This is a genomic window from Streptomyces sp. NPDC101194, assembly GCF_044767885.1.
In the GTDB taxonomy this organism is placed as follows: domain Bacteria; phylum Actinomycetota; class Actinomycetes; order Streptomycetales; family Streptomycetaceae; genus Streptomyces.
In genome coordinates this window covers 327,448-347,887 of the sequence record NZ_JBIWOS010000009.1, presented here as the reverse complement: position 1 = coordinate 347,887, position 20,440 = coordinate 327,448, and the positions used below count along the sequence as shown (strand labels likewise).

Here is a 20,440-nt window from a genome sequence, read left to right as displayed (position 1 = left end):
TGCTGTGTGAACGAGCTCGACGTTGTGGGTGTCCGGGTGGAAATGCCCTCCAACCAACCGATCGTGCTCCTGCGTGAAGTGGGAGGCGACCGGTACCTCCCCATTTGGATCGGTCCTGGTGAGGCGACCGCGATCGCCTTTGCCCAGCAGGGCATGGCACCGGCCAGGCCGCTGACCCATGACCTCTTCAAGGATGTGCTCGAGGCCGTCGGCCAGGAGCTCACCGAGGTCCGTATCACGGACCTGCGGGAAGGGGTCTTCTACGCGGAGCTGGTGTTCGCCAGCGGGGTCGAGGTGAGCGCACGGCCGTCCGACGCCATAGCGCTCGCCCTGCGCACCGGAACGCCGATCTACGGCAGTGACGGGGTGCTGGACGACGCGGGCATCGCCATTCCGGACGAGCAGGAGGACGAAGTGGAGAAGTTCCGCGAGTTCCTCGACCAGATCTCACCGGAGGACTTCGGGACCAACAGTCAGTAACCGTTCTGCGGGGCCGTCATCAGCGCATCCGACAAGCCTTTCCCGCTCGCACGTCACGTGAAACCACCCTCAGGGTGATTATCACTCGGCGTGCCGAGTGTGGCGATCGTTGACGCACCCCGAGTGACTGCCTACCTTCGAGATGGCAGGTCAAGGACGGAGGTCGGCGTGAGAAGCAGCGGCGACGGTACGGCAGCGGGTGGGCCGTATCCGCAGCAGGGGAGTACAGCCGGCCACACCATCAGGCAACCGGTTCAACCGGCGGCGGTGGCGGGGGGCGGCGTGGCATCGGCCAACGACATCGGCTATCGCGGGCCGACGGCTTGCGCGGCTGCGGGGATCACTTATCGGCAACTCGACTACTGGGCCCGTACGGGGCTGGTCGAGCCGAGCGTGCGCCCCGCATACGGCTCGGGCACGCAGCGGCTCTACAGCTTCCGGGACGTCGTCCTGCTGAAGATCGTGAAGCGCTTCCTGGACACGGGCGTCGCCCTGCAGAACATCCGCACCACGGTTCAGCACCTGCGGGCCCGCGGATTCCAGGATCTTGAGCGGATGACGCTGATGAGCGACGGGGCGACGGTCTACGAGTGCTCTTCGCCGGACGAGGTCGTCAGTCTGCTCCAGGGCGGCCAGGGGGTCTTCGGTATCGCTGTGGGCGTGGTGTGGCAGGACGTGGATGCGGCGCTGTCACAGCTGCACGGTGAGCGGGTGGACACCGGCGAGACACTGATCGGGAACAACCCCACCGATGAACTCGCGCGTCGACGCAACCGCGCCGGCTGACCCCGTCCCGGAATCGGGCGCGGCGATTGTCAGTGCCGTAGGGCAGCATCGATTGATGTGAGAGCCGCGCCCACCATCCTGCACCTCGACATGGATGCCTTCTACGCCTCCGCCGAGCAGGCGTCGAAGCCCAGTCTGCGCGGCAAGCCGGTCGTGGTGGGCGGGCTGGGGCCCCGCGGTGTCGTCGCCACCGCCTCGTACGAGGCGCGGCGCTTCGGGGTGCACTCGGCGATGCCGACGGCACAGGCGCGGAGGCTGGCCCCCAACGCGGCCTATCTGGTGCCGCGCTTCCTGCTGTACCGGACGGTCAGCGACCAGGTGATGGAGCTGCTGGGGCGGCTCTCCCCACTGGTGGAGCCGCTCAGCCTCGACGAGGCCTTCGTGGACCTGGAGGCAGGCGGGGCGGCCGACGACTCGGCTTCTGCGCGGGAGATCGGTGAACAGTTGCGTACGGCCATCAAAGCGGTCACCGGGCTCACCGGGTCGGTCGGGCTCGCCGGTTCCAAGATGCTGGCCAAGATCGCTTCGGAGGAGGCGAAACCGAACGGGCTGCTGCTCATCGAACCGGGCACGGAGCGGCAACTGCTCGCACCCATGCCGGTGCGGATCCTGCCCGGCGTCGGACCCGCGACGGCGGACCATCTGCGCCGCGCCGGGATGACGACCGTGGACGACCTCGTCGAGGCGGGTGAGGCGGAGCTCGTGCGCCTGCTGGGGAGGGCGCACGGGGGCTCGCTCCATCGCATGGCGCACGGGTACGACGACCGGCCCGTGGTCGCGGAGCGGGACGCCAAATCGGTGTCGGTGGAGGACACCTTCGACGCGGACCTGCACGACCGGGTGCGGGTCAGGACGGAGGTGGAGCGGCTGGCGGACCGATGCGTCCAGCGGCTGCGCGGAGCGGGGCGCTCCGGTCGGACGGTGGTGCTGAAGGTGCGCCGGTACGACTTCTCCACACTCACACGGTCGGAGACGCTGCGTGGGCCCACGGACGATCCCACGGTGGTCCGGGAGGCCGCCGCACGGCTCCTGGAGGCTGTGGACACCACCGGGGGCGTACGGCTCCTCGGCGTGGGCGTCACGGGGCTCGCCGATTACACCCAGGAGGATCTCTTCGCACAGGCCGCCGGTGAGCGGGCCGCGACCGAGGAAGCGGCCGAGGAGGAGACGACGGCGGGAGGCCGCGGGGAGGAGTCGGTGACCGGTGCGTCGGAGGAGCCCCCGGGAAGCGTGGAGCCGCCGGAGGCCCGGCGCTGGACCGCCGGGCACGACGTACGCCATGACACGTACGGCCACGGCTGGGTGCAGGGCAGCGGCATCGGCCGGGTGACGGTGCGGTTCGAGGAACCGGAGTCGGCACCCGGCCGGGTGCGGACGTTCCGGATCGACGATCCGGCGCTGCACCCGGCCGAGCCGTTGCCGCTGGTCCGGAACCCGGTGGACTACTCGTCCTGGCCGGCCAGTCTGCCGAAGTCCCTGTCCGGGCCGGTCTCCTCGGACGGGGAGTCCAGACCGTAGTGCCGGTAGAGCTGGAGCTCCTGTTCGGGCGAGAGATGGCGGCCGACGCCGAAGTCCGGTGCGTCCTTGATCAGCGCACGGTCGAAGGGGACGCGGAGCGAGTCCTCCACGAATTCGCTGGGCTCCAGCGGGACGAACGCGTCCCGGCTGAAGAGTCCGGTGCGTACGGCCGCCCACTCGGGGACACCGGTCGCGTCGTCGAGGTACACCTCGTCCACGGTTCCGATCTTGGTGCCCTTGCGGTCGAACGCCTTGCGGCCGATCAGGCTGCGCGGATCGATGTCGGTCTGCACGGTCCCTCCCATTGGTCGCGGCTACTCCACAAGCACTACAAAAGTGCAGATCCGGGGGGTTGGCCACTCGAGAATGGCGCCATCGACCCCGCTGGTAGGCTGGTACTGGCCGCTGAACCCGTGCGGGAGAGTCCTCCGGAGCTGATCCGGAGGCGCCGAAGGAGCAAATCCTCCCCGGAATCTCTCAGGCCCCCGTACCGCACGGACGAGGTCACTCTGGAAAGCAGGGCGGGTTCCGCGCGGCCGAGCGCCGATGCGGTTCCTTCCCTCACCGACGGTGAAAGCCGGTGCGCCGCAGGGTGCGCCGGTGAAGCTCTCAGGTTGAGATGACAGAGGGGGAGGCCGTTCGGGCACCCGCGCCGTGGTGCCCCTCGCAGGTCGTGACAGACCAGGAGGCCTCCACCATGACCCCCCGCCGCACTCCGCTCTCGCAGCTGGAGCAGGGCATTCCGTTCGAGCAGCGCCACATCGGTCCCGATGCCGAGGCCCAGTCGAAGATGCTCGCCCAGGTCGGCTACGGCTCGCTGGACGAGCTCACCGCGGCAGCCGTGCCCGATGTCATCAAGAGCGCGGAGGCACTCCGGCTGCCGACCGCTCGCACCGAGGCCGAGGTCCTCGCCGAACTGCGCGCCCTCGCCGACCGCAACCAGGTGCTGGCCCCGATGATCGGGCTCGGCTACTACGGCACCTTCACCCCTCCGGTGATCCTCCGCAACGTCATGGAGAACCCCGCCTGGTACACGGCCTACACGCCGTACCAGCCGGAGATCTCGCAGGGCCGCCTGGAGGCGCTCCTCAACTTCCAGACGATGGTGGCCGAGCTGACCGGCCTGCCCACCTCCGGCGCCTCGCTGCTCGACGAGGGCACCGCGGCCGCCGAGGCCATGGCGCTCTCGCGGCGCGTCGGCAAGGTCAAGAACGGTGTCTTCCTGATCGACGCCGACGCCCTGCCGCAGACGATCGCCGTCATCGAGACCCGCGCCGAGCCGACCGGTGTCGAGGTCGTTGTCGCCGACCTCGCCGACGGCATCCCGGCGGAGATCGCCGAGCGCGGTGTCTTCGGTGTCCTGGTGCAGTACCCCGGGGCCTCCGGCGCGGTGCGCAACATCCAGCCCGTCATCGAGCAGGCCCACGAGCTCGGCGCGATCGTCACGGTCGCCGCCGATCTGCTGGCCCTGACCCTGCTCACCTCACCGGGTGATCTGGGCGCGGACATCGCGGTCGGCACCACGCAGCGTTTCGGTGTGCCGATGGGCTTCGGCGGACCGCACGCCGGGTTCATGGCCGTACGCGAGCAGTTCGCCCGCAGCCTGCCCGGCCGCCTCGTCGGCGTCTCCGTCGACGCGGACGGCAACAAGGCCTACCGGTTGGCCCTGCAGACCCGCGAGCAGCACATCCGCCGTGAGAAGGCCACCAGCAACATCTGTACGGCTCAGGTGCTGCTTGCCGTCATGGCCGGGATGTACGCCGTCTACCACGGCCCGGACGGGCTGCGGACGATCGCTCAGCGCACCCACCGTTACGCGACGATCCTGGCCGAGGGCCTGCGCGCCTCGGGCGTCGAGGTGGTGACGGGCGCCTACTTCGACACCCTCACCGTGCGTGTTCCGGGGAAGGCCGCCGACGTCGTGGCCGCGGCTCGCGAACGAGGTGTCAACCTCCGGCCCGTCGACGCCGACCTGGTCTCCCTCGCCTGCGACGAGACGACCACACGAACGCAGATCGCCGCGGTCTGGGCCGCCTTCGGCGCCGACGGGGACGTCGAGGCGCTGGACGCGGCCGCCGTCGACGCACTGCCCGAGGCCCTGCTGCGCACCGACGAGATCCTCACCCACCCGGTCTTCCACCAGCACCGTTCCGAGACGGCGATGCTGCGCTACCTGCGCAAGCTCGCCGACCGGGACTACGCCCTGGACCGGGGCATGATCCCGCTCGGCTCCTGCACCATGAAGCTGAACGCGACCACCGAGATGGAGTCGATCACCTGGCCCGAGTTCGGCGCGCTGCATCCCTTCGCGCCGGCCGAGCAGGCACAGGGCTTCCTCACCCTCATCCGCGAGCTGGAGGAGCGCCTCGCCGAGGTCACCGGGTACGACGCGGTCTCGATCCAGCCGAACGCCGGATCGCAGGGCGAGTTCGCAGGTCTCCTGGCGGTGCGCGCGTACCACCGGGCCAACGGCGACGACCAGCGGACCGTCTGCCTCATCCCGTCCTCCGCGCACGGCACCAACGCGGCCAGCGCCGTGATGGCCGGCATGAAGGTCGTGGTGGTGAAGACCGCCGACGACGGCGAGGTCGACATCGAGGACCTCCGCGCCAAGATCGAGAAGCACCGCGACGAGCTCGCGGTGCTCATGATCACGTACCCGTCCACGCACGGTGTGTTCGAGGAGCACGTCGCGGACATCTGCGCCGAGGTGCACGACGCCGGTGGACAGGTGTACGTCGACGGCGCCAACCTCAACGCCCTGGTCGGCCTCGCGAAGCCGGGCCGCTTCGGCGGCGACGTCTCGCACCTGAACCTGCACAAGACCTTCTGCATCCCGCACGGCGGCGGTGGCCCCGGCGTCGGCCCGGTCGGCGTGCGGGCGCACCTCGCGCCGTACCTTCCGAACCACCCGCTGCAGCCCGCGGCGGGGCCCGAGAGCGGCGTCGGACCGATCTCGGCCGCTCCGTGGGGCTCGGCCGGCATTCTTCCCATTTCCTGGGCGTACGTGCGCCTGATGGGCGGGGAGGGACTGAAGCGCGCGACACAGGTCGCCGTGCTCGCCGCCAACTACATCGCCAAGCGTCTCGAACCGCACTACCCGATCCTGTACAACGGTCCGGCCGGGCTGGTCGCACACGAGTGCATCGTGGACCTGCGGCCGATCTCCAAGTCCACCGGCGTCAGCGTCGACGACATAGCCAAGCGTCTGATCGACTACGGCTTCCACTCGCCGACCATGTCGTTCCCGGTGGCCGGAACGCTGATGATCGAGCCGACGGAGAGCGAGAACCTCGCGGAGCTCGATCGCTTCTGCGACACGATGATCGCCATTCGCGGCGAGGTCGAGAAGGTGGCGTCGGGCGAGTGGGGCCCGGACGACAACCCGCTGAGCAACGCTCCGCACACCGCGGTGATGCTGGGCGGGGAGTGGAAGCACGAATACAGCCGTGAGGTGGCGGTCTTCCCGGCCGGAGTCTCGGCCGCCGACAAGTACTGGCCGCCGGTGCGCCGCATCGACGGTGCCTTCGGTGACCGCAACCTCGTCTGCTCCTGCCCGCCACTGGACGAGTACGACAACTGAGGCATGAGCGACACGACGTGACGCGGACATGCGTCGGGGCCGGTGCGGAGCATTCTCCGGGCCGGCCCCCGTTCGTACCGGCCGGGTTCAGGCGGCCTTCACGGCCCGGCCCGTTCCCAGGGGCCGGTGCGGGGCGATGATCTGCCCGTCCGGGAGCAGCTCACCGGTGTCCTCGAAGAGCAGGACGCCGTTGCACAGCAGGCTCCAGCCCTGTTCCGGATGGTGTGCCGTTAGGCGGGCGGCCTCCCGGTCGGCTGAGTCGGCGGTCGGGCATGGTGGCTGGTGCTGGCACATGGAAGGGTTCTTTCGCTGCGTTGTAGTGAATGTCCTGCGGCTTGACGAGGTGTTCACGGCCGCCCCCCGTATCGATCGGTCCGGTCCCAGTGTTGCCCTACGGGCGTCAATCCGCAGGGATTTCGCAGCAGCACTTCTCCTTACTCCGATGACGCGTCACCCGGCCGGACGGTTCACCGCAATTGCACTGTCCCTTCGGGTGGTTCGGGGTGGTCGGACCGGGCTAGTCCGGATGGGCGCCGGGTGCCACCCGCAGCGCTGTGCCCCGCCACCCGGAGCGGTGGCGGGGCACAGTGCGGTGATGTGCGGGATGCGTCCGTCGTCAGGCCGGTGATCCGAGCAGGGGGCCGGGACCCGGGGTGATGCGCAGTGTCATCACGCGGAGCAGATCGGCGACCCGGTGCGGGTGATGGGCCGCGATGCCGGGCGGCGCGGGTGCCAGTGGCACCAGCAGATCGGCGGGGGCGAGTGCCCCGCCGGATGCGTCGGCTTCGGTGTCGGCGTGCAGCCACAGTGCCAGCATGTACAGCTCCGGAATGGACAGCAGTCGCGGCTGGTAGTGCGTCGTCACCGTCTCGGCCCGACGCAGGGCGAGTTCGGTCGAGGCGATGTAGGGGCCCTCGAAGAAGTGCGAGAAGGTCCAGCCGTCCGGGGTGAGCATGGTGTCCGCCGCGGCGACTGCATGTCCCGAGGTGCGGATCAGGAACCGCCAGGCGGCGAGCCGGGTGGCGGGTGCCAGCCCGCCCGGTCCGATCCGGTCCAGTACATGGACCGGGAGCGGGAGTTCCGGGCTCAGCGGTCCCTGGGCCGATCGGAGAGCAGGTGTGCGGGCCTCGCGGACTGCGGTCGGTGAACCGAGTGCCGCGAGAACGCTGCGCAGAGCGGGCGCGGGGGCCGGGGGGACATGCAGCGGCATAGTGGGTCGCCTCTCACTTCGGAGACACGTGGTGCGTGGGCGGGTGCAGACGGCGCTGTCGGCATGCGGGGCCAGAGGAGGCCGGTGACTGGGCCGGTGCATCAACTCTCTGCCTCGTCCGCGAAGTTTATACGACACGTGTTCACTCAGTGATTCCACTAGCCGTCGCAGGTATTGCCGACAAGGCGGTATCAAGACTTTATTATGCGGAGATTCTGCTGATTTGGCGTCAGCGGCGCAGCCACCGCCAGGGATTTTTCCCCGGACGCGGTCGGCCGAAACGCGTCGGCGTTTTCGCCGTCTGTCGGCCGAACGAAACCGCATACTGCGTCATGCCGCGGGAATGTGCCGCGGGCGGCCGCGTTCAGATTACTGGCTGTGCGGCGTTCGCGGGGGCGTTATGGATCACTCGGCCTGGGCATTATCGACCGTGACGCGAGCGGCCTGGGCCGCGGGCCGCCCACTTGAGGGAGGGACGCTTCGATGGGGGAGAAGGTCGTGTCGGGCGCCTTTGACCTGTCCGATCGACAGAGGTACCGGAGGAAGCTCCATCAGTGCCTGGAGGGGCTGGAGAGGCTCCTGGCGGAGCGGAGGTTCGACCGGCCCCGCAACCTCATGGGCATGGAGATCGAGCTGAATCTGGCTGGCGACGACGGCATGCCGAAGATGATGAATGGCGAGGTGCTCCCGCGCATCGCGAGCCGTGATTTCCAGACCGAACTCGGTATGTTCAATTTGGAAGTGAACATAGTCCCGCACCGTCTGGACGGACGCGTTTTCGATCAACTGGCCGAAGAGCTCAGGACCGGACTCGGATATGCCCATCGCAAGGCGAGCGAGGTCGATGCCGGGATCGTGATGATCGGAATTCTTCCCACCCTGGGCCACGCGGACCTCGTTGCGGCGAACCTCTCGACCGCGGACCGCTACACACTGCTGAACGATCAAATGGTGGCTGCGCGAGGTGAGGATTTTTCTCTTGATATCCAAGGGGTGGAGCGGCTGGTCTCCACCTCTTCGTCGATCACTCCCGAGGCCGCCTGCACGTCGGTCCAGCTGCATCTGCAGGTGACACCGGCGCGATTCGCGGCCGTATGGAACGCGGCCCAGGCCGTTGCCGGGGTTCAGATCGCGCTCGGCGCCAACTCGCCCTTCCTGTTCGGCAAGGAGCTGTGGAGGGAATCGAGGCCGCCGCTCTTCCAGCAGGCCACGGACACCAGACCACCCGAACTGCGGAACCAGGGGGTGCGGCCCAGGACCTGGTTCGGCGAGCGATGGGTCGGATCGGCGTACGAACTCTTCGAGGAGAACCTGCGCTACTTCCCGCCGCTGCTGCCGATCTGCGACGACGAGGAACCACTGCGGGTGCTCGACGAGGGAGGGGTGCCGGGACTGCAGGAGCTCGTGCTCCACAACGGTACGGTCTACCGCTGGAACCGTCCCGTGTACGGGCTGGCTGATGGCGTACCCCACCTACGGGTGGAGAACAGGGTCCTGCCCGCAGGTCCCACCGTCACCGATGTGATCGCCAATGCCGCGCTCTACTACGGGCTCGTACGGGCGCTCGCCGAGGAGTCCCGGCCGGTGTGGACCAGGCTCCCGTTCTCCGCCGCGGCGGAGAATTTCGACACCGCCTGCCGGCACGGCATCGACGCGGAGCTGATGTGGCCCCGGCCGGGGCGATCGGGCGGGCTGACCCGGGTGCCGGCCGTCAAGCTCGTACGGGACGAGCTGCTGCCGCTGGCGGCCGCGGGGCTCGATGCCTGGAACATCGAGCCCGCGGACCGTGACCGCTACCTCGGGGTCATCGAGGAGCGTTGCAGGCGGCGGATGAACGGAGCGTCCTGGCAGGTGGACACCTATCACCGGGCCCGGGAGGCCGGGCTCGGACGGCGGGCGGCACTGGCCGCGACGACCCGCCGATACGCGGAACTGATGCACAGTGGTGAACCCGTGCACAGCTGGCCGACAAGCGTCCCCGCGCCGTGACCCCGTCCCGGCGGGGGTCCGTCATGATTCCGCGCAGTGGGACTTCTTCGTGTCGGATACCGATGTCCGCTGTGTTCTGCGCCGCGACCCCGTTGGCGCGGGCGCCGTCGCCAGGCGTCGTCCTCGTGCCGCGACCGCGTCGTGGCCCGCACCGGCGGGTGCCCTGAGGGCTGTCCCGTGATCCCTGGCGGGCGCGCGACGTCAGCTACGGCACCTCGCTGCGTTGCCGGAACGTCCACATGCATCCAGCGTGTGCATCTCCCTCCGCCTTGCGATGCCCCGCATCCGGCGCCGCGCGCTGATCCACCAGGGATTACGGGACAGCCCTCAGCCTCCCGTCATCGGGTGGAGTGCTACTCCTGGGCGGTGTGGTTGCTCTGTCCGGCCGTCATGACGGCCTGCAGGATCACGGCCTGGATGTCGGCAGGGTCGGTGACCTGGTAGCCCCCGCCGCCGGTCACCTTCGCCATCTCGTTGACCTCATCGCGGTCGGCCTCGGGACCGACCGCGATGGCGAGGAGCGGCACCGGACGCTCCGGGTCGGCGATCCGCTTCAGCTCCGCGATCAGGGCGCTGCGCGAGATGGAGTGGTTGTCCTGGTTGGAGCCGTCGGTGAGGATCACCACGGCGTTGAACTTGCCCTTCACGTAGGTCGCCTGGGCGTCCTTGTACGCGGCCAGAGCGGTGTCGTACAGACCGGTCGCACCGCCCGGCACCGGCTGCAGCGCGGCGAAGGCCGCGGCGAGCTTCTCGCGATGAGTACCCCCGCCCTTCGCCGGGTCGCCGAGCCGACCCGTCGGTACCAGCCTGCGGTAGTCCTTGTCGCCGTCGAGCGTGGTGGCGAACTCCCAGAGTCCGATCTCGTCGTTCGGCGTGAACTGGCCGAGCGCCTGGATCAGGGATGCCTTGGTGACGTCCATCCTGGACTGGTTGCGCCCCGGCACGATCGTGGCCATCGAGCCCGAGGCGTCGACGACCGTGGTCAGCCGCGCACTCTGCACCGTGATCGTCCACATGCCGAGCGTCTGCTGGAGTTCCTCCGCGGACGGTGCGGCGGCGGCCGCGGTGGCGTACGGCTGAGGCTTCCTGCCACCCGCCGACTTGACCACGGAGTCCCCAGCCGTCCCGTCGACCTCCCGGAAGCCGTACTTCCGGAGGGTGGACTGCGCGCCGGGCTCGTTGAGCAGCGTCATGAACCTGAGCGCCGCCCGGCCTTCGGACGTACTCATCTTTGTCTCGTCGACCAGCGTGTAAGGGTAGTCGAGCAGCGGGGTGCCGTCCTTGGGATAGAAGAGATCGAGCCGCCCGCCGCCCGTCGACTCCGCATTGTGCGCGAACGCGGCCTGCTCGGAGAGGAGCACCGCCTGGTTGTGTGCCGGATTGTCCTGCTCCGCGCCCGAATCGTTCTGCGCCAGCGTTTCCAGCACCTGGGTGTCACCGTCGGACATGCGCTGCGCGAGCAGTTTGGCGGTCGCCGCGACCCGAGTGTCGCTGTCGCCGCCCTGCTTCTCGGAGGACGCGCCGATGCTGGAGAGCGCCAGCAGACCGGTGGCACTGCGCGCCGGATCGGCCGAACCCAGGCGTACCTTGTCCGAGTCCATGGCCGCGGCCGTCAATTCGGCCCAGGTGTACTTCTTCTCCGGCCAGCCGAGCCTCTTGGCCGCCGACGGCACCATGGCCAGGGTGACGGGGGAGGAGGCGATGGAATCGCCAGGTGTGATCGGGATGCCGTCACCGGAGCCCTTGGCCCGGTCGAGCCAGAGATCGGAATCGGGCAACCAGATCTGGTAGTCAGGGGTGCCGGTCCCGGAGGAGAGGGCATTGGCGACCTTGTAGGAATCGCGGGCGATCACCTGTACGTACAGGCAGCGGCCGTCGGATCTGACGTCGTCCTCGCGTATCTTGTCGGCGACCGCACGCATGGCGGGCGCGATGTCCGGTGAGGCCACCATGGAGAGGCGTACGGCGGAGTCCTTGCAGGACTTGGAGAACGACAGCAGACCACCCTGCGCCGCGACCGCAGTGCCCGCCGCCACGGCGAGGACGAGCGTGGTCGCGATCGCGACGGTGCGCCGACGTCGCGGCGGGGGACCGTCCCCGCTGCCATCGGTCGCGTAGTCGTCGGGCAAGCTGTGACGTGCCATGTCGGTGGTGCCCCTCCTTGAGGATGAACAAGGAAAAGGGGGACCACACCACTGCCAATGGTGGTTGTCCCCCGGCCTGTCGCGCATGATCTTCGTACCTGCATTCGAGACCCTAGCGGGACGGGGAGCGGTATGGGGCGTGAATGCACAACTCAAGGCAGGTGTACAGATGGAGGCGGGGTACGTGGCTGGTTCTTTCCCTCAAGAGGCTGTGTCGCGACGGATCCTGCGGTCCGAAACGATGTTGGTACTGGCTCTCTCGTTGGGGGCCAGCGGGGTGTCTGCCCTGATCAGTTTTGTCGGATCGCTGACGAAACCAGGGGGTTTGAAGGAACAGGCCGCGATACTCAACAGTTCACACGCACCGGGGCGCCCATGGCTGGATCTCGCCTGGCAGCTCTTCGGTATCGCGACGGCTCTGGTGCCCGTCGCCCTTGTCGCGCATCTGCTGATCAGGGAGGGCTCCGGCCTGCGCGCCATCGGCTTCGACCGAACCCGGCCCTGGCCGGATCTGGGACGCGGCGTGATGGTGGCGGCGGGGATCGGAAGCGCCGGACTCGCCTTCTATCTGCTGGCGCGGGCCGCCGGGTTCAACCTGACAGTGGTCCCGGAGTCGCTGCCCGACGTGTGGTGGAAATACCCGGTCCTGATCCTGTCCGCGCTGCAGAACTCCGTGGTGGAGGAAGTGATCGTCGTCGGCTATCTGCTGCGCAGACTCGGACAGTTGGGATGGACACCGATGGCCGCTCTGGTGGCGAGTTCGGTGCTGCGCGGCTCGTACCATCTGTATCAGGGGATCGGCGGCTTCATCGGCAACATGGTCATGGGCGTGGTCTTCGTGCTTCTGTACCGGCGCTGGGGGCGGGTCGGTCCGCTGGTGGCGGCACACGCACTGCTCGACATCGGGGCGTTCGTCGGATACGCCCTGCTGGCCGGGAAGGTGGGTTGGCTGCCCACGCCGTGAGCGCCGTGGCGCGGCCGATGGCCGACGGACGGCCCGCGGGACGCGCGGAGGCGCGTCCGGTGGTCCGAGGCGTGCCTGGGCGTGCGGGGGCGAGGGTGATGCCCGGGTGATTCGGTGCTGAGGGCGTACGGAGTGATCCCGCACGCCCTCGACGGCGTCGTCGGAAGGCTCAGAGCGTCGCGAGCAGTTCGCCGTCGATGACCGTGACGGCGGTGCCGGTCAGCAGGGTACGGTCGCCGCGCAGCGATGTGCGGACCAGGCCGGAACGGGCGGAGGCTTGGAGTCCGGTCAGCTCGGCTCGGTCGAGACGCGCCGACCAGAAGGGGGCCAGTGCGGTGTGGGCGCTGCCGGTCACCGGGTCCTCGTCGATCCCGACGCGTGGGAAGAAGCCGCGGGAGACGAAGTCGTAGCCGCGGGCGGGGTTCTCCGCGGCGGCTGTGGCGATGATGCCCCGCCGGGAGAGGCGGGCCACTGCGGCGAGGTCCGGGGTCAGCCCTCGCACCGTCGTCTCGTCGGCCAGTTCGACGAGCAGGTCGCCGATGTGCGGACCGGTGTCGTGGACGGAGAGCGGCTGCGCACCCAGAGCGGCGGCCAGGCCGGCCGGGGCGGTCTCGGGTGTCAATGGGGCTGTGGGGAAGTCGAGCGTGATCGTGCCGTCCTCGTGCGCGGTCGCGCTGAGGTTTCCGCAGCGTGCCGCGAAACGCACTGTGCCGCTCGCCGTCCGGGTGGTGTGCAGGACGTGTGCCGTGGCGAGCGTGGCGTGCCCGCACATGTCGACCTCGGTGGTAGGCGTGAACCAGCGCAGAGCCCAGTCCGCCTCGCCGCCCGACGGCAGCGGGTGTGCGAAGGCGGTCTCGGAGAGGTTCAGTTCCATGGCGATCCGCTGGAGTTGCGCGTCGTCGGGAAAGGCGCCGGATTCCAGCAGCAGGACTCCTGCCGGGTTGCCGGTGAAGGGGCGGTCGGTGAATGTGTCGACGATTCGGATCCTCATGACGAGACCGTACGTGCGGCGCGGAGCGGCAGACCAAGGCCAATTCCGTGTTGCTGGACCGAAAAACCCGGCGGGCGGCAGCGTCTCGGCCATGTGCCGGCTGCCCAGGTGCCGTTCTGAGCACCGGACGTCGAGTGCCGCGGGTGTAACGGCGGACCGGAAGGTGTGTCAGTGGCACACGGTACGGTCCGTGGACCGGATCGAGGAGAGCCTCATGGCGACCAAATGGACTTTGACGATCGACTGCGCACGCCCGAAAAAGCTGGCCGAGTTCTGGGCGCTGGCGCTGGACTACACGCCCAAGCCCCCGCCCGCGGGGTTCGAGAGCTGGGAGGAATGGTTCTCTCATCACGAGGTCCCGCCGGACGAGTGGGACCAGGGAGCGTACCTCTCCGATCCGGACGGGGTGGGCCCCACGCTGTCCTTCCTGCAGGTGCCCGAGTCGAAGGTGGTGAAGAACCGCCTGCACCTGGACGTGCAGGTCGGCGGCGGTCGTGACACGCCCTGGGAGGTCAGGTGGCCCCGTGTGGTCCGAGCGGTGGAGCGGCTGACCGCCGCGGGGGCGACCGTGGTCCGTGAGTACGAGATGCAGGGCAGACCCGATCATGTGCTGATGGCCGACCCGGAAGGAAACGAGTTCTGTCTGGTCTGACAGCGTTCTTCGATGTGTGATGGATGCCGGTCGTGCTTCGATGGCAGGTGCGTCTCGAAGGACACCCGATGACCGCCGTACGCCTGAGTCGGACGACGTTCGTCGTCCCCCACGTAGCCGGCCGGCATCAGTTGCCCGCCGTGGCCAGCGTGCGGTGGAACTCGGCGAACCCGACCGGCAGCCACTCCGGTGGCGTGTGCTGGGCGGAGGAGCCCCTGCCGGATCCTTGTCCGTCGGTACAGCCTCCGGCATCCGGTGTCCCGCCTCAACCGAGTTCGACCACTTGGCTGCGCTCATCTTCGGTGGTTCTGGCTCAACTTCTGTGGAGCTCGCTGGATCGGCCCCTGCTGCGACAGTGGCTTCAGCCCCTGACATGCAGATTTCCTGAGCCGGCCATCCTGACCGACTCACCTCCGGCGCCGACACCACAGAAGTTGAGCCAGGGCCTCTTCGGTGACAGCGTTTGTCGACGAGTTCGAGCAACAGTCGGCGATCACGGGAGCGATGAATGTTCAGGGGTTTTGACGGCGCTTCACGTCAGTGATCTTGACCTGCGGCCCATCCCGAGCAGGCGTGTCCGTCGCCCGGCAACCCCGTCGAACCGGAGCCTGGCAGGAAGTCTGCCTCTTTCACCTGAGAGGAGACAGCCGGGCCGCATGTGGTCTGCCGACCCGCGCATGCCCGTGGCGGGCGTCGACCGCTTGGTCAAGCAGGCGGTGGGGCCAGGACCGCGATGTCGCCGCCGAACCCCACCACCAGCCGACCGTCGGGCGCCATGGTCACCGCGGTCACCTCCGAGGGGAACACCAGATCCGAGCCCACCTGGCGGTGGGAGACAAGGTCCCACACCCGGACCGTCCGGTCGTCGCCGCCGGTGACCACGAGCGGCCGGCCGTCGACCACGGACGTGGCGACGGCCCACACCGGACCGGTGTGGGCCGTCAGGTGCGCACGACCCATCGCTCCCGTGCGCGTGGCCACGTCCCAAACCTGAATCCGGCCGTCCCAGCTGCTGGTGACGGCGACCAGGCGGCCGTCCACCACGGCGACGGCCAGCGACACCCGCTGGCGGCTGCCTCCAGTCGGAGACAGCACCCGGCCGTCGTGTCGACGCTCCGTCAGGTCCCATACGTGGACTGTGCTGTCGTCGTGCAGAGTGATGGCCTTGGGGAGGCCATCCACCACAGCCGTCACCACCGCCCCCACAGCGCCGACGTGGCCCGTCGAGGGGTCCCTCGCGAGGACACCCAAGGGCTCGCCCGTGGCCGGGTCCCACATCTGCAGTCGCGGAGCGCTTCCGCCGGTGAGGACCACGGAACGACCGTTCACCACGGCCGTTGCCGCCGTCCACGCCCCGCCGACGAGTCCCGCCAGGGGCCGGTGTCCGGTCAGGTCCCACGACTGCACCAGCGTGGACGGATCGGCGACAACGGCAACAGGACTGCCGTCCACCATCGCCGTCACCACCGCCCACACCGCGCCGCGGGCGGGCGGGGCGTCGCCCATCCGCTCACCGGTCGCCAGGTCCCAAACCAGCACGACTTCGTCGTCGCCGCCGGTGACGGCGACCGCGCGCCCGTTGACCACCGCCGTCGCGGCAGACCGCACCCAGTCGGCGTGGCCGGCCGCCCTGACGGCCGCACCGATCAGGTCGCCGGTGGCCCATTCCACCCGCCACCCCATCCCCGCGCCCGCCAACCGTGTCGCGGCCGGCTCGTCGCCGGCAACTTCCTCATGAACCGGGTCCGTCGTGATCGGGAGGCTAACCACTCCTCTCCCGGAGGTGAACCGAGCATCCCGTACCCCGTATCGGACGCGGAACACGGGATGGCCCGCGGCACGGACGAGCGGCCGACGGCTCGGCTCACCAGGTGGGCGGCAGAAGGAGAAGGTCGCCAGCCAGGGCCACGTGCGGGTTGACGTCGATCCACCCTGGTGAACAACGAATGGTTGTGAGTATCTGGCCGGTCGGTTGTTTGACCTGCTGTTGTGCTGCCCGCTTGGCTCTCACCGGTCAACGTCATTTTGTTCGGGTGAAACGTCAAGGAGGAGCGCTGATGGGCCTGTACACCCCGGTGCCCACCACCTTCCGGCTCGAACACACCCCGAGCAGCTCGTCGCCCGCACACTGTCGGCCTGGTCGATCGGCCGCCAGGCGTCCATGGCCGTCTTCACGGCGCCCGGCGGGCTGCTCGCCGACGTCACCGGTCCATGCACCGCTCTCACGGGCGCGGGACTGTTTCCTGCCGGCCTCGCTCCCGCTTCCCCGGCGCGACCGGACGGCCGCAGCGCGAGCCACAACTGTCCCGTAGCCACTCATGGCACACCGCAATGCGCCACTGGAGCCCGCAGGCCGCAGCTGGTCCGCCGGTTCGTGTCCGCGTCGACCAGGCACACCACCAGCAAGGAGAACCCTCGCATGAGCACCGCCCCCGCACTTGACCCCGCGCACACCGCTCTTCTCGTCATGGACTTCCAACCCGCGATCCTGGCCGCTCTACCCGAAGGCGGGTGCTGCGAAGCCCTGCTCGGTCGCGTGGAAGGGGCCATCGCCGACGTTCGCGCGAAGGGCGGCACCATCGCCTATGTGCGCGTCGGCTTCACCGAGACCGACTGGGACGCGATCCCGGCCGGCAACAAGTCCTTCGCCCCGATGGCCCGGCACCGCGTCATGCACCACGAGGACCCTGTCGCAGCCGTCCATGAGCGCATGGCTCCCCAGGACGGCGACATCGTCGTGCGCAAGATCCGCTACGGTGGCATGTCCACCACCGACCTCGACCAGCAGCTGCGCGAGCGCGGCATCACCACTCTGGTCGTCTCCGGCATCAGTACCAGCGGTGTTGTCCTGTCCACCGTCATGGACGCGGCCGACCGCGACTACCAGCTCTACGTCCTGTCCGACGGCGTCGCCGACCCGGACACCGAAGTCCACAACGTTTTCCCCTCGCGGGCCCACGTTGTCGACACTGCCGAGCTGTATGCCCTGCTCCGGGCTGATTGACTCGAACCACGTGCCGATGCCACCCACGGCCGCCGCAGCCACCCGGTGCGGCGGCCGCGCGCACCCCGGTGCCGGCCCGGCAGCGGCCCGGAGGTCCTACCGCCGCCCCCGCACCCCCTGCCACGCGCGACCGTCCGGCTGCTCCAGCACTTCGCCACCTGGCATCAACTCGGCAAGCCCCGTGCCAAGCCGCCAAGAGACCGCCGGGCACCAGCACAGCGCAGGAATTCCGCCAGCAGACCACCCAGGCCCGCACCTTCCTGGTCCGGCTCGCTGCCCGGCGCGTCACGCTGAGCGCCCGCACCCAGGCCGACCTCGATGCCTGGCCGGCGGAGAAGTGCGCCACCCGGCGTACTGCACAGGCTTTCCCTCGGTGGTGCACGGAGACCCGCCGGATGCCGCGGCTGACCATCCCGAACCGCCCAACCATCAACGCCCGGGGGGTCGCGCCGTGACACCCATTCCTGGCCGCGGGACTCGTCGATCACGGCCTGGACGCGCCAGGGATCGTCGGGCCCGAGTCGGCACCAGATGTCGTGAACTCCCAGGGGCAGAACCTCGTCCGATGCCCACGGACGCAGGCTTCCCGGCGGATCTGCGGCCCGCCACTGCCAGCCCCGGCAGAGCCTGCTGGGCCACGAGCTGGTCACAGCGCAGCAGCAGGGCATCGATGTCCCCATGGCTCCGAATCCGGCCGCCCACCGCGAGCTCGATCGCGCATCCCCCTGCCACCCACCGGCGGGACTCCAAGCCGGAGAACCTCGCAACAACCTCGCTCGGAGAGGCGGGACCCCACCTGCCGAACGGAGCCCGGAGACGTGTCATGCCGCTCATTCTCCCCTGGCTGCCCGCCCTTGAGGCGACGCGCGCTGCCGTTGATCACGAGCAGTGATGGACTCGGAAGCCGAAAAGTCGTCAGGTCCCAGGAACACCGACTGCTCGGTCAAAGGCTCTTACCAGTCTCAACCTCCGACTCCGAGTGACGCGGCGGCGGTAGCCGGCCGGCAACGCAGGTTCGCCGTCTCACCGCATCGATCTCCCCGACCAACCGATGGACCCACCCCAGCTGCTCGGCGCATCGAGGCGAACGCCGCCACGGACCGCGCGTCGATGCGGTTCGCCGCGCGGCGGTCCACCACCCGCCCGGCCCCATCCACCGCCCGCGCGAAGAACTCCGGCGCACCTCGAAGGCCACCGCCGCCGCGTACCTCGACGGCCTGCGTACCCGTTCACCGCGGCCCGGTCGAGCCGGATCGAATTCCGGTACCTCTGGCGGGGCCCCGCCCCGCCGAACCCATGACATGACCACCTCGGATGCCGTGGGACAGGCCTTTTGGGGACACGAGTCACCCCGGACAGTGGCCCCGCCCTTGATCACGGCCACCGAACGTGGGATTGGAGGCCACCCAGCCAGGACGTGAGACGGGACATCCGGGGTGTGACCGGGGTGTTTGTCAAGCGATCGGTTCCGATATATCGTTGACGCATCGCGACAGATCAAAGATGAAAGGAATGCGACGATGCGTTCACGTGGACACGAACATGAGCACGGGCATGGACACGGACATTGCGGGCCGGGTCATCCGGGGCGGGGTGACTTCGAGGGGCGTCGGGCCGCCTTCGGGCCGTTCGGTCCGCCGTTCGGTGGTGGCCCCTTCGGTGGCGGGCGTGGCCGGGGCGGTGGTCGAGGGAGGGCGCGCCGAGGCGACGTGCGTGCGTCGATCCTGGCGCTGCTGAAGGACCGGCCGATGCACGGGTACGAGATGATCCAGGAGATCGGCGACCGCAGCGGCGGGGCCTGGCGGCCCAGTCCGGGTTCGGTCTACCCGACCCTTCAGCTGCTGGAGGACGAGGGGCTGATCGTCAGTGCGAGCGAGGGTGGCAAGAAGCTGTTCACGCTCACCGACGCCGGGCGTACCGAGGCCGAGTCGGGTCCCGACGCGCCCTGGGAGGAAGCCGGGCGTGGGGTCGACTGGGAAGGCGTCAACGAGATCCGGCAGGCCGGCTTCGGTCTGATGGAGGCGTTCGGCCAGGTCTGGAAGACCGGCTCGGCCGATCAGCGTCAGAAGGCGCTCACGGTCATCAACGACGCCCGGAAGAAGCTCTATCTGATCCTTGCCGACGAGCACTGACCCGTGGGTGGTGCGCCGAGGGCCTCGCGGCCGAGCCGCGAGGCCCTTTCCGTCGTTCCGGTGGTCTCAGGCGGCGACGAGCCCGCCGAGCTTGCGCAGTGACTCGACCAGGGCGGCGGTCGCGGAGTCCTTGAGCTTGCCCGCCATCAAGGAGACCGCGGCGCCGGTGAACTCCCCGTCGATACGTACCGTGGTCGCATCCCCGTCGGGCGTCAGCGAGTAGCGCATCGCCAGGTTGACGCCCATCGGCCCCTTGCCCCTCGTGGTCAGCAGGCGCGCTGTCTCCAGCTCCGCCACCGTCCAGGTCACCTCGGCGGGGAAGCCCATGAGTTTCATGTTCTCCTCGTAGGTGGCCGCGATTTCGAGTGTCGCCGGGCCGCCCTTGGGGAAGCTGGTGTGGGTGGCGTTCCACTGGTCGTACGCGGTGAAGTCCGTCAGCTGGGCCCAGACCTTCTCGGCCGGTGCTTCGATGCGAGCCTCTGCACTGACTTCGGCCATGCGACCACCCCTTCTCGGCGGGTTACGGTGTCGCGGAACGTAGTCGCACAGACGTGAACATTCAATACTGATGAACCGTCAGGTCTTCGGATTTCGCTCCTTTCCTTCCGCTCCCGCCCGCCAGATCAGAGCCGCGTCGAAACGGTCGCAGGCGCGAGGGTGCGGGCCGTCGTCATGGCAGTGGAACGCGGCCCAGAAGAGATCGGCGCGCAGGGCGTCCGCCGGTGCGTGGACCAGGTACACGTATTCCTGTCCGTCCAGCGTCGGCAGCGCGACCAACCAGGACACGTCCGCGCACTCCCTTCCGGCTGCCGTATGGGTGGTGTGGCCTGTGGGACGTACGGGGGGCGGTCCCCGGTTGCTCCGGGGGGCGCGAAGCAAGGCGGCGCGCGCCGTTTTTCCGGATCGGGTCCCGGAATGGCGAGATCTCATCCGTAAGGAGGAGAGGGGGCTCTGATGTGCCCAACTTGCGTGGGATGCCTAAATGGG

The 20,440-nt window shown here is 69.1% G+C and carries 17 protein-coding genes and 1 riboswitch; of the genes, 9 read left to right on the top strand and 8 right to left on the bottom strand.

Annotated features, from left to right (window positions below; genetic code table 11):
* Positions 1-6: 6 nt before the first annotated feature.
* From ACIRP2_RS30025 to ACIRP2_RS30015, 3 genes are all read left to right on the top strand, one after another.
* The gene (locus ACIRP2_RS30025) at positions 7-480 is read left to right on the top strand and encodes a bifunctional nuclease family protein (RefSeq protein WP_006123076.1); all 474 of its coding nucleotides are present in this window, start codon (positions 7-9) and stop codon (positions 478-480) included.
* Positions 481-720: 240 nt separating this feature from the next.
* The gene (locus ACIRP2_RS30020; protein ID WP_404255719.1) at positions 721-1,266 is read left to right on the top strand and encodes a MerR family transcriptional regulator; all 546 of its coding nucleotides are present in this window, start codon (positions 721-723) and stop codon (positions 1,264-1,266) included.
* A gap of 57 nt (positions 1,267-1,323) precedes the next feature.
* Positions 1,324-2,784: a DNA polymerase IV gene (locus ACIRP2_RS30015; RefSeq protein WP_404255677.1), complete on the top strand. Its 1,461-nt coding sequence runs from the start codon at positions 1,324-1,326 to the stop codon at positions 2,782-2,784.
* Here the strand turns inward: ACIRP2_RS30015 and ACIRP2_RS30010 are convergent.
* Positions 2,709-3,089 carry a PRC-barrel domain-containing protein gene (locus ACIRP2_RS30010; protein ID WP_404255675.1) on the bottom strand — a complete coding sequence of 127 codons (381 nt, stop codon included), beginning with the start codon at positions 3,087-3,089 and terminating at the stop codon, positions 2,709-2,711. The genes ACIRP2_RS30015 and ACIRP2_RS30010 overlap by 76 nt on opposite strands.
* Before the next feature lie 101 nt (positions 3,090-3,190).
* A riboswitch (glycine riboswitch) is annotated at positions 3,191-3,287 on the top strand.
* A 194-nt stretch (positions 3,288-3,481) separates the two neighbouring features.
* Between ACIRP2_RS30010 and gcvP the strand changes: the two genes are divergently transcribed.
* Positions 3,482-6,367, top strand: coding sequence for an aminomethyl-transferring glycine dehydrogenase (gcvP, locus tag ACIRP2_RS30005; RefSeq protein WP_404255673.1), 2,886 nt, complete (start codon positions 3,482-3,484; stop codon positions 6,365-6,367).
* Between the two features lie 87 nt (positions 6,368-6,454).
* Here the strand turns inward: gcvP and ACIRP2_RS30000 are convergent, their stop codons facing one another.
* Positions 6,455-6,661, bottom strand: coding sequence for a DUF5999 family protein (locus ACIRP2_RS30000; protein ID WP_351083398.1), 207 nt, complete (start codon positions 6,659-6,661; stop codon positions 6,455-6,457).
* 322 nt (positions 6,662-6,983) lie between these two features.
* The gene (locus tag ACIRP2_RS29995; protein ID WP_404255671.1) at positions 6,984-7,577 is read right to left on the bottom strand and encodes a hypothetical protein; all 594 of its coding nucleotides are present in this window, start codon (positions 7,575-7,577) and stop codon (positions 6,984-6,986) included.
* A gap of 483 nt (positions 7,578-8,060) precedes the next feature.
* Between ACIRP2_RS29995 and ACIRP2_RS29990 the strand changes: the two genes are divergently transcribed.
* Positions 8,061-9,566, top strand: coding sequence for a glutamate-cysteine ligase family protein (locus tag ACIRP2_RS29990; RefSeq protein WP_404255669.1), 1,506 nt, complete (start codon positions 8,061-8,063; stop codon positions 9,564-9,566).
* Between the two features lie 353 nt (positions 9,567-9,919).
* On the opposite strand, the gene ACIRP2_RS29985 is transcribed toward ACIRP2_RS29990, so the two are convergent.
* Positions 9,920-11,710 carry a substrate-binding and VWA domain-containing protein gene (locus ACIRP2_RS29985; protein WP_404255667.1) on the bottom strand — a complete coding sequence of 597 codons (1,791 nt, stop codon included), beginning with the start codon at positions 11,708-11,710 and terminating at the stop codon, positions 9,920-9,922.
* A 169-nt stretch (positions 11,711-11,879) separates the two neighbouring features.
* Between ACIRP2_RS29985 and ACIRP2_RS29980 the strand changes: the two genes are divergently transcribed.
* A complete protein-coding gene (locus tag ACIRP2_RS29980; RefSeq protein WP_404255717.1) occupies positions 11,880-12,674 on the top strand; it encodes a CPBP family intramembrane glutamic endopeptidase in 795 nt (264 codons plus the stop codon).
* Between the two features lie 169 nt (positions 12,675-12,843).
* Here the strand turns inward: ACIRP2_RS29980 and ACIRP2_RS29975 are convergent, their stop codons facing one another.
* A complete protein-coding gene (locus ACIRP2_RS29975) occupies positions 12,844-13,665 on the bottom strand; it encodes a PhzF family phenazine biosynthesis protein (protein ID WP_404255665.1) in 822 nt (273 codons plus the stop codon).
* 214 nt (positions 13,666-13,879) lie between these two features.
* On the opposite strand from ACIRP2_RS29975, the gene ACIRP2_RS29970 reads away from it, so the two are divergent.
* Positions 13,880-14,317 carry a VOC family protein gene (locus ACIRP2_RS29970; protein WP_404255663.1) on the top strand — a complete coding sequence of 146 codons (438 nt, stop codon included), beginning with the start codon at positions 13,880-13,882 and terminating at the stop codon, positions 14,315-14,317.
* Positions 14,318-15,022: 705 nt separating this feature from the next.
* Here the strand turns inward: ACIRP2_RS29970 and ACIRP2_RS29965 are convergent.
* Positions 15,023-15,988: a WD40 repeat domain-containing protein gene (locus ACIRP2_RS29965; RefSeq protein ID WP_404255661.1), complete on the bottom strand. Its 966-nt coding sequence runs from the start codon at positions 15,986-15,988 to the stop codon at positions 15,023-15,025.
* A 748-nt stretch (positions 15,989-16,736) separates the two neighbouring features.
* Between ACIRP2_RS29965 and ACIRP2_RS29960 the strand changes: the two genes are divergently transcribed.
* Entirely contained in the window at positions 16,737-17,321 is a 585-nt protein-coding gene (locus ACIRP2_RS29960; protein WP_404255659.1) for a cysteine hydrolase family protein, read from the top strand.
* 1,520 nt (positions 17,322-18,841) lie between these two features.
* A complete protein-coding gene (locus tag ACIRP2_RS29955) occupies positions 18,842-19,453 on the top strand; it encodes a PadR family transcriptional regulator (protein ID WP_404255657.1) in 612 nt (203 codons plus the stop codon).
* A 66-nt stretch (positions 19,454-19,519) separates the two neighbouring features.
* On the opposite strand, the gene ACIRP2_RS29950 is transcribed toward ACIRP2_RS29955, so the two are convergent.
* Together ACIRP2_RS29950 and ACIRP2_RS29945 are read right to left on the bottom strand one after the other, a co-directional pair.
* A complete protein-coding gene (locus ACIRP2_RS29950; protein WP_404255655.1) occupies positions 19,520-19,951 on the bottom strand; it encodes an SRPBCC family protein in 432 nt (143 codons plus the stop codon).
* Between the two features lie 78 nt (positions 19,952-20,029).
* On the bottom strand, positions 20,030-20,239 hold the full coding sequence (locus tag ACIRP2_RS29945; protein ID WP_404255653.1) for a hypothetical protein: 210 nt from the start codon (positions 20,237-20,239) through the stop codon (positions 20,030-20,032).
* Between the last annotated feature and the right edge of the window lie 201 nt (positions 20,240-20,440).

What these genes read in the sequence shown, in the direction of transcription:
- ACIRP2_RS29985 (WP_404255667.1), bottom strand. Translation starts at nt 11,710, where the DNA reads ATGGCACGTCACAGCTTGCCCGACGACTACGCGACCGATGGCAGCGGG.
- ACIRP2_RS29955 (WP_404255657.1), top strand. Translation starts at nt 18,842, where the DNA reads ATGCGTTCACGTGGACACGAACATGAGCACGGGCATGGACACGGACAT.
- ACIRP2_RS29970 (WP_404255663.1), top strand. Translation starts at nt 13,880, where the DNA reads ATGGCGACCAAATGGACTTTGACGATCGACTGCGCACGCCCGAAAAAG.
- ACIRP2_RS29980 (WP_404255717.1), top strand. Translation starts at nt 11,880, where the DNA reads ATGGAGGCGGGGTACGTGGCTGGTTCTTTCCCTCAAGAGGCTGTGTCG.
- ACIRP2_RS29975 (WP_404255665.1), bottom strand. Translation starts at nt 13,665, where the DNA reads ATGAGGATCCGAATCGTCGACACATTCACCGACCGCCCCTTCACCGGC.
- gcvP (WP_404255673.1), top strand. Translation starts at nt 3,482, where the DNA reads ATGACCCCCCGCCGCACTCCGCTCTCGCAGCTGGAGCAGGGCATTCCG.
- ACIRP2_RS29995 (WP_404255671.1), bottom strand. Translation starts at nt 7,577, where the DNA reads ATGCCGCTGCATGTCCCCCCGGCCCCCGCGCCCGCTCTGCGCAGCGTT.
- ACIRP2_RS29950 (WP_404255655.1), bottom strand. Translation starts at nt 19,951, where the DNA reads ATGGCCGAAGTCAGTGCAGAGGCTCGCATCGAAGCACCGGCCGAGAAG.
- ACIRP2_RS30000 (WP_351083398.1), bottom strand. Translation starts at nt 6,661, where the DNA reads ATGTGCCAGCACCAGCCACCATGCCCGACCGCCGACTCAGCCGACCGG.
- ACIRP2_RS29960 (WP_404255659.1), top strand. Translation starts at nt 16,737, where the DNA reads ATGAGCACCGCCCCCGCACTTGACCCCGCGCACACCGCTCTTCTCGTC.
- ACIRP2_RS29990 (WP_404255669.1), top strand. Translation starts at nt 8,061, where the DNA reads ATGGGGGAGAAGGTCGTGTCGGGCGCCTTTGACCTGTCCGATCGACAG.
- ACIRP2_RS30010 (WP_404255675.1), bottom strand. Translation starts at nt 3,089, where the DNA reads ATGGGAGGGACCGTGCAGACCGACATCGATCCGCGCAGCCTGATCGGC.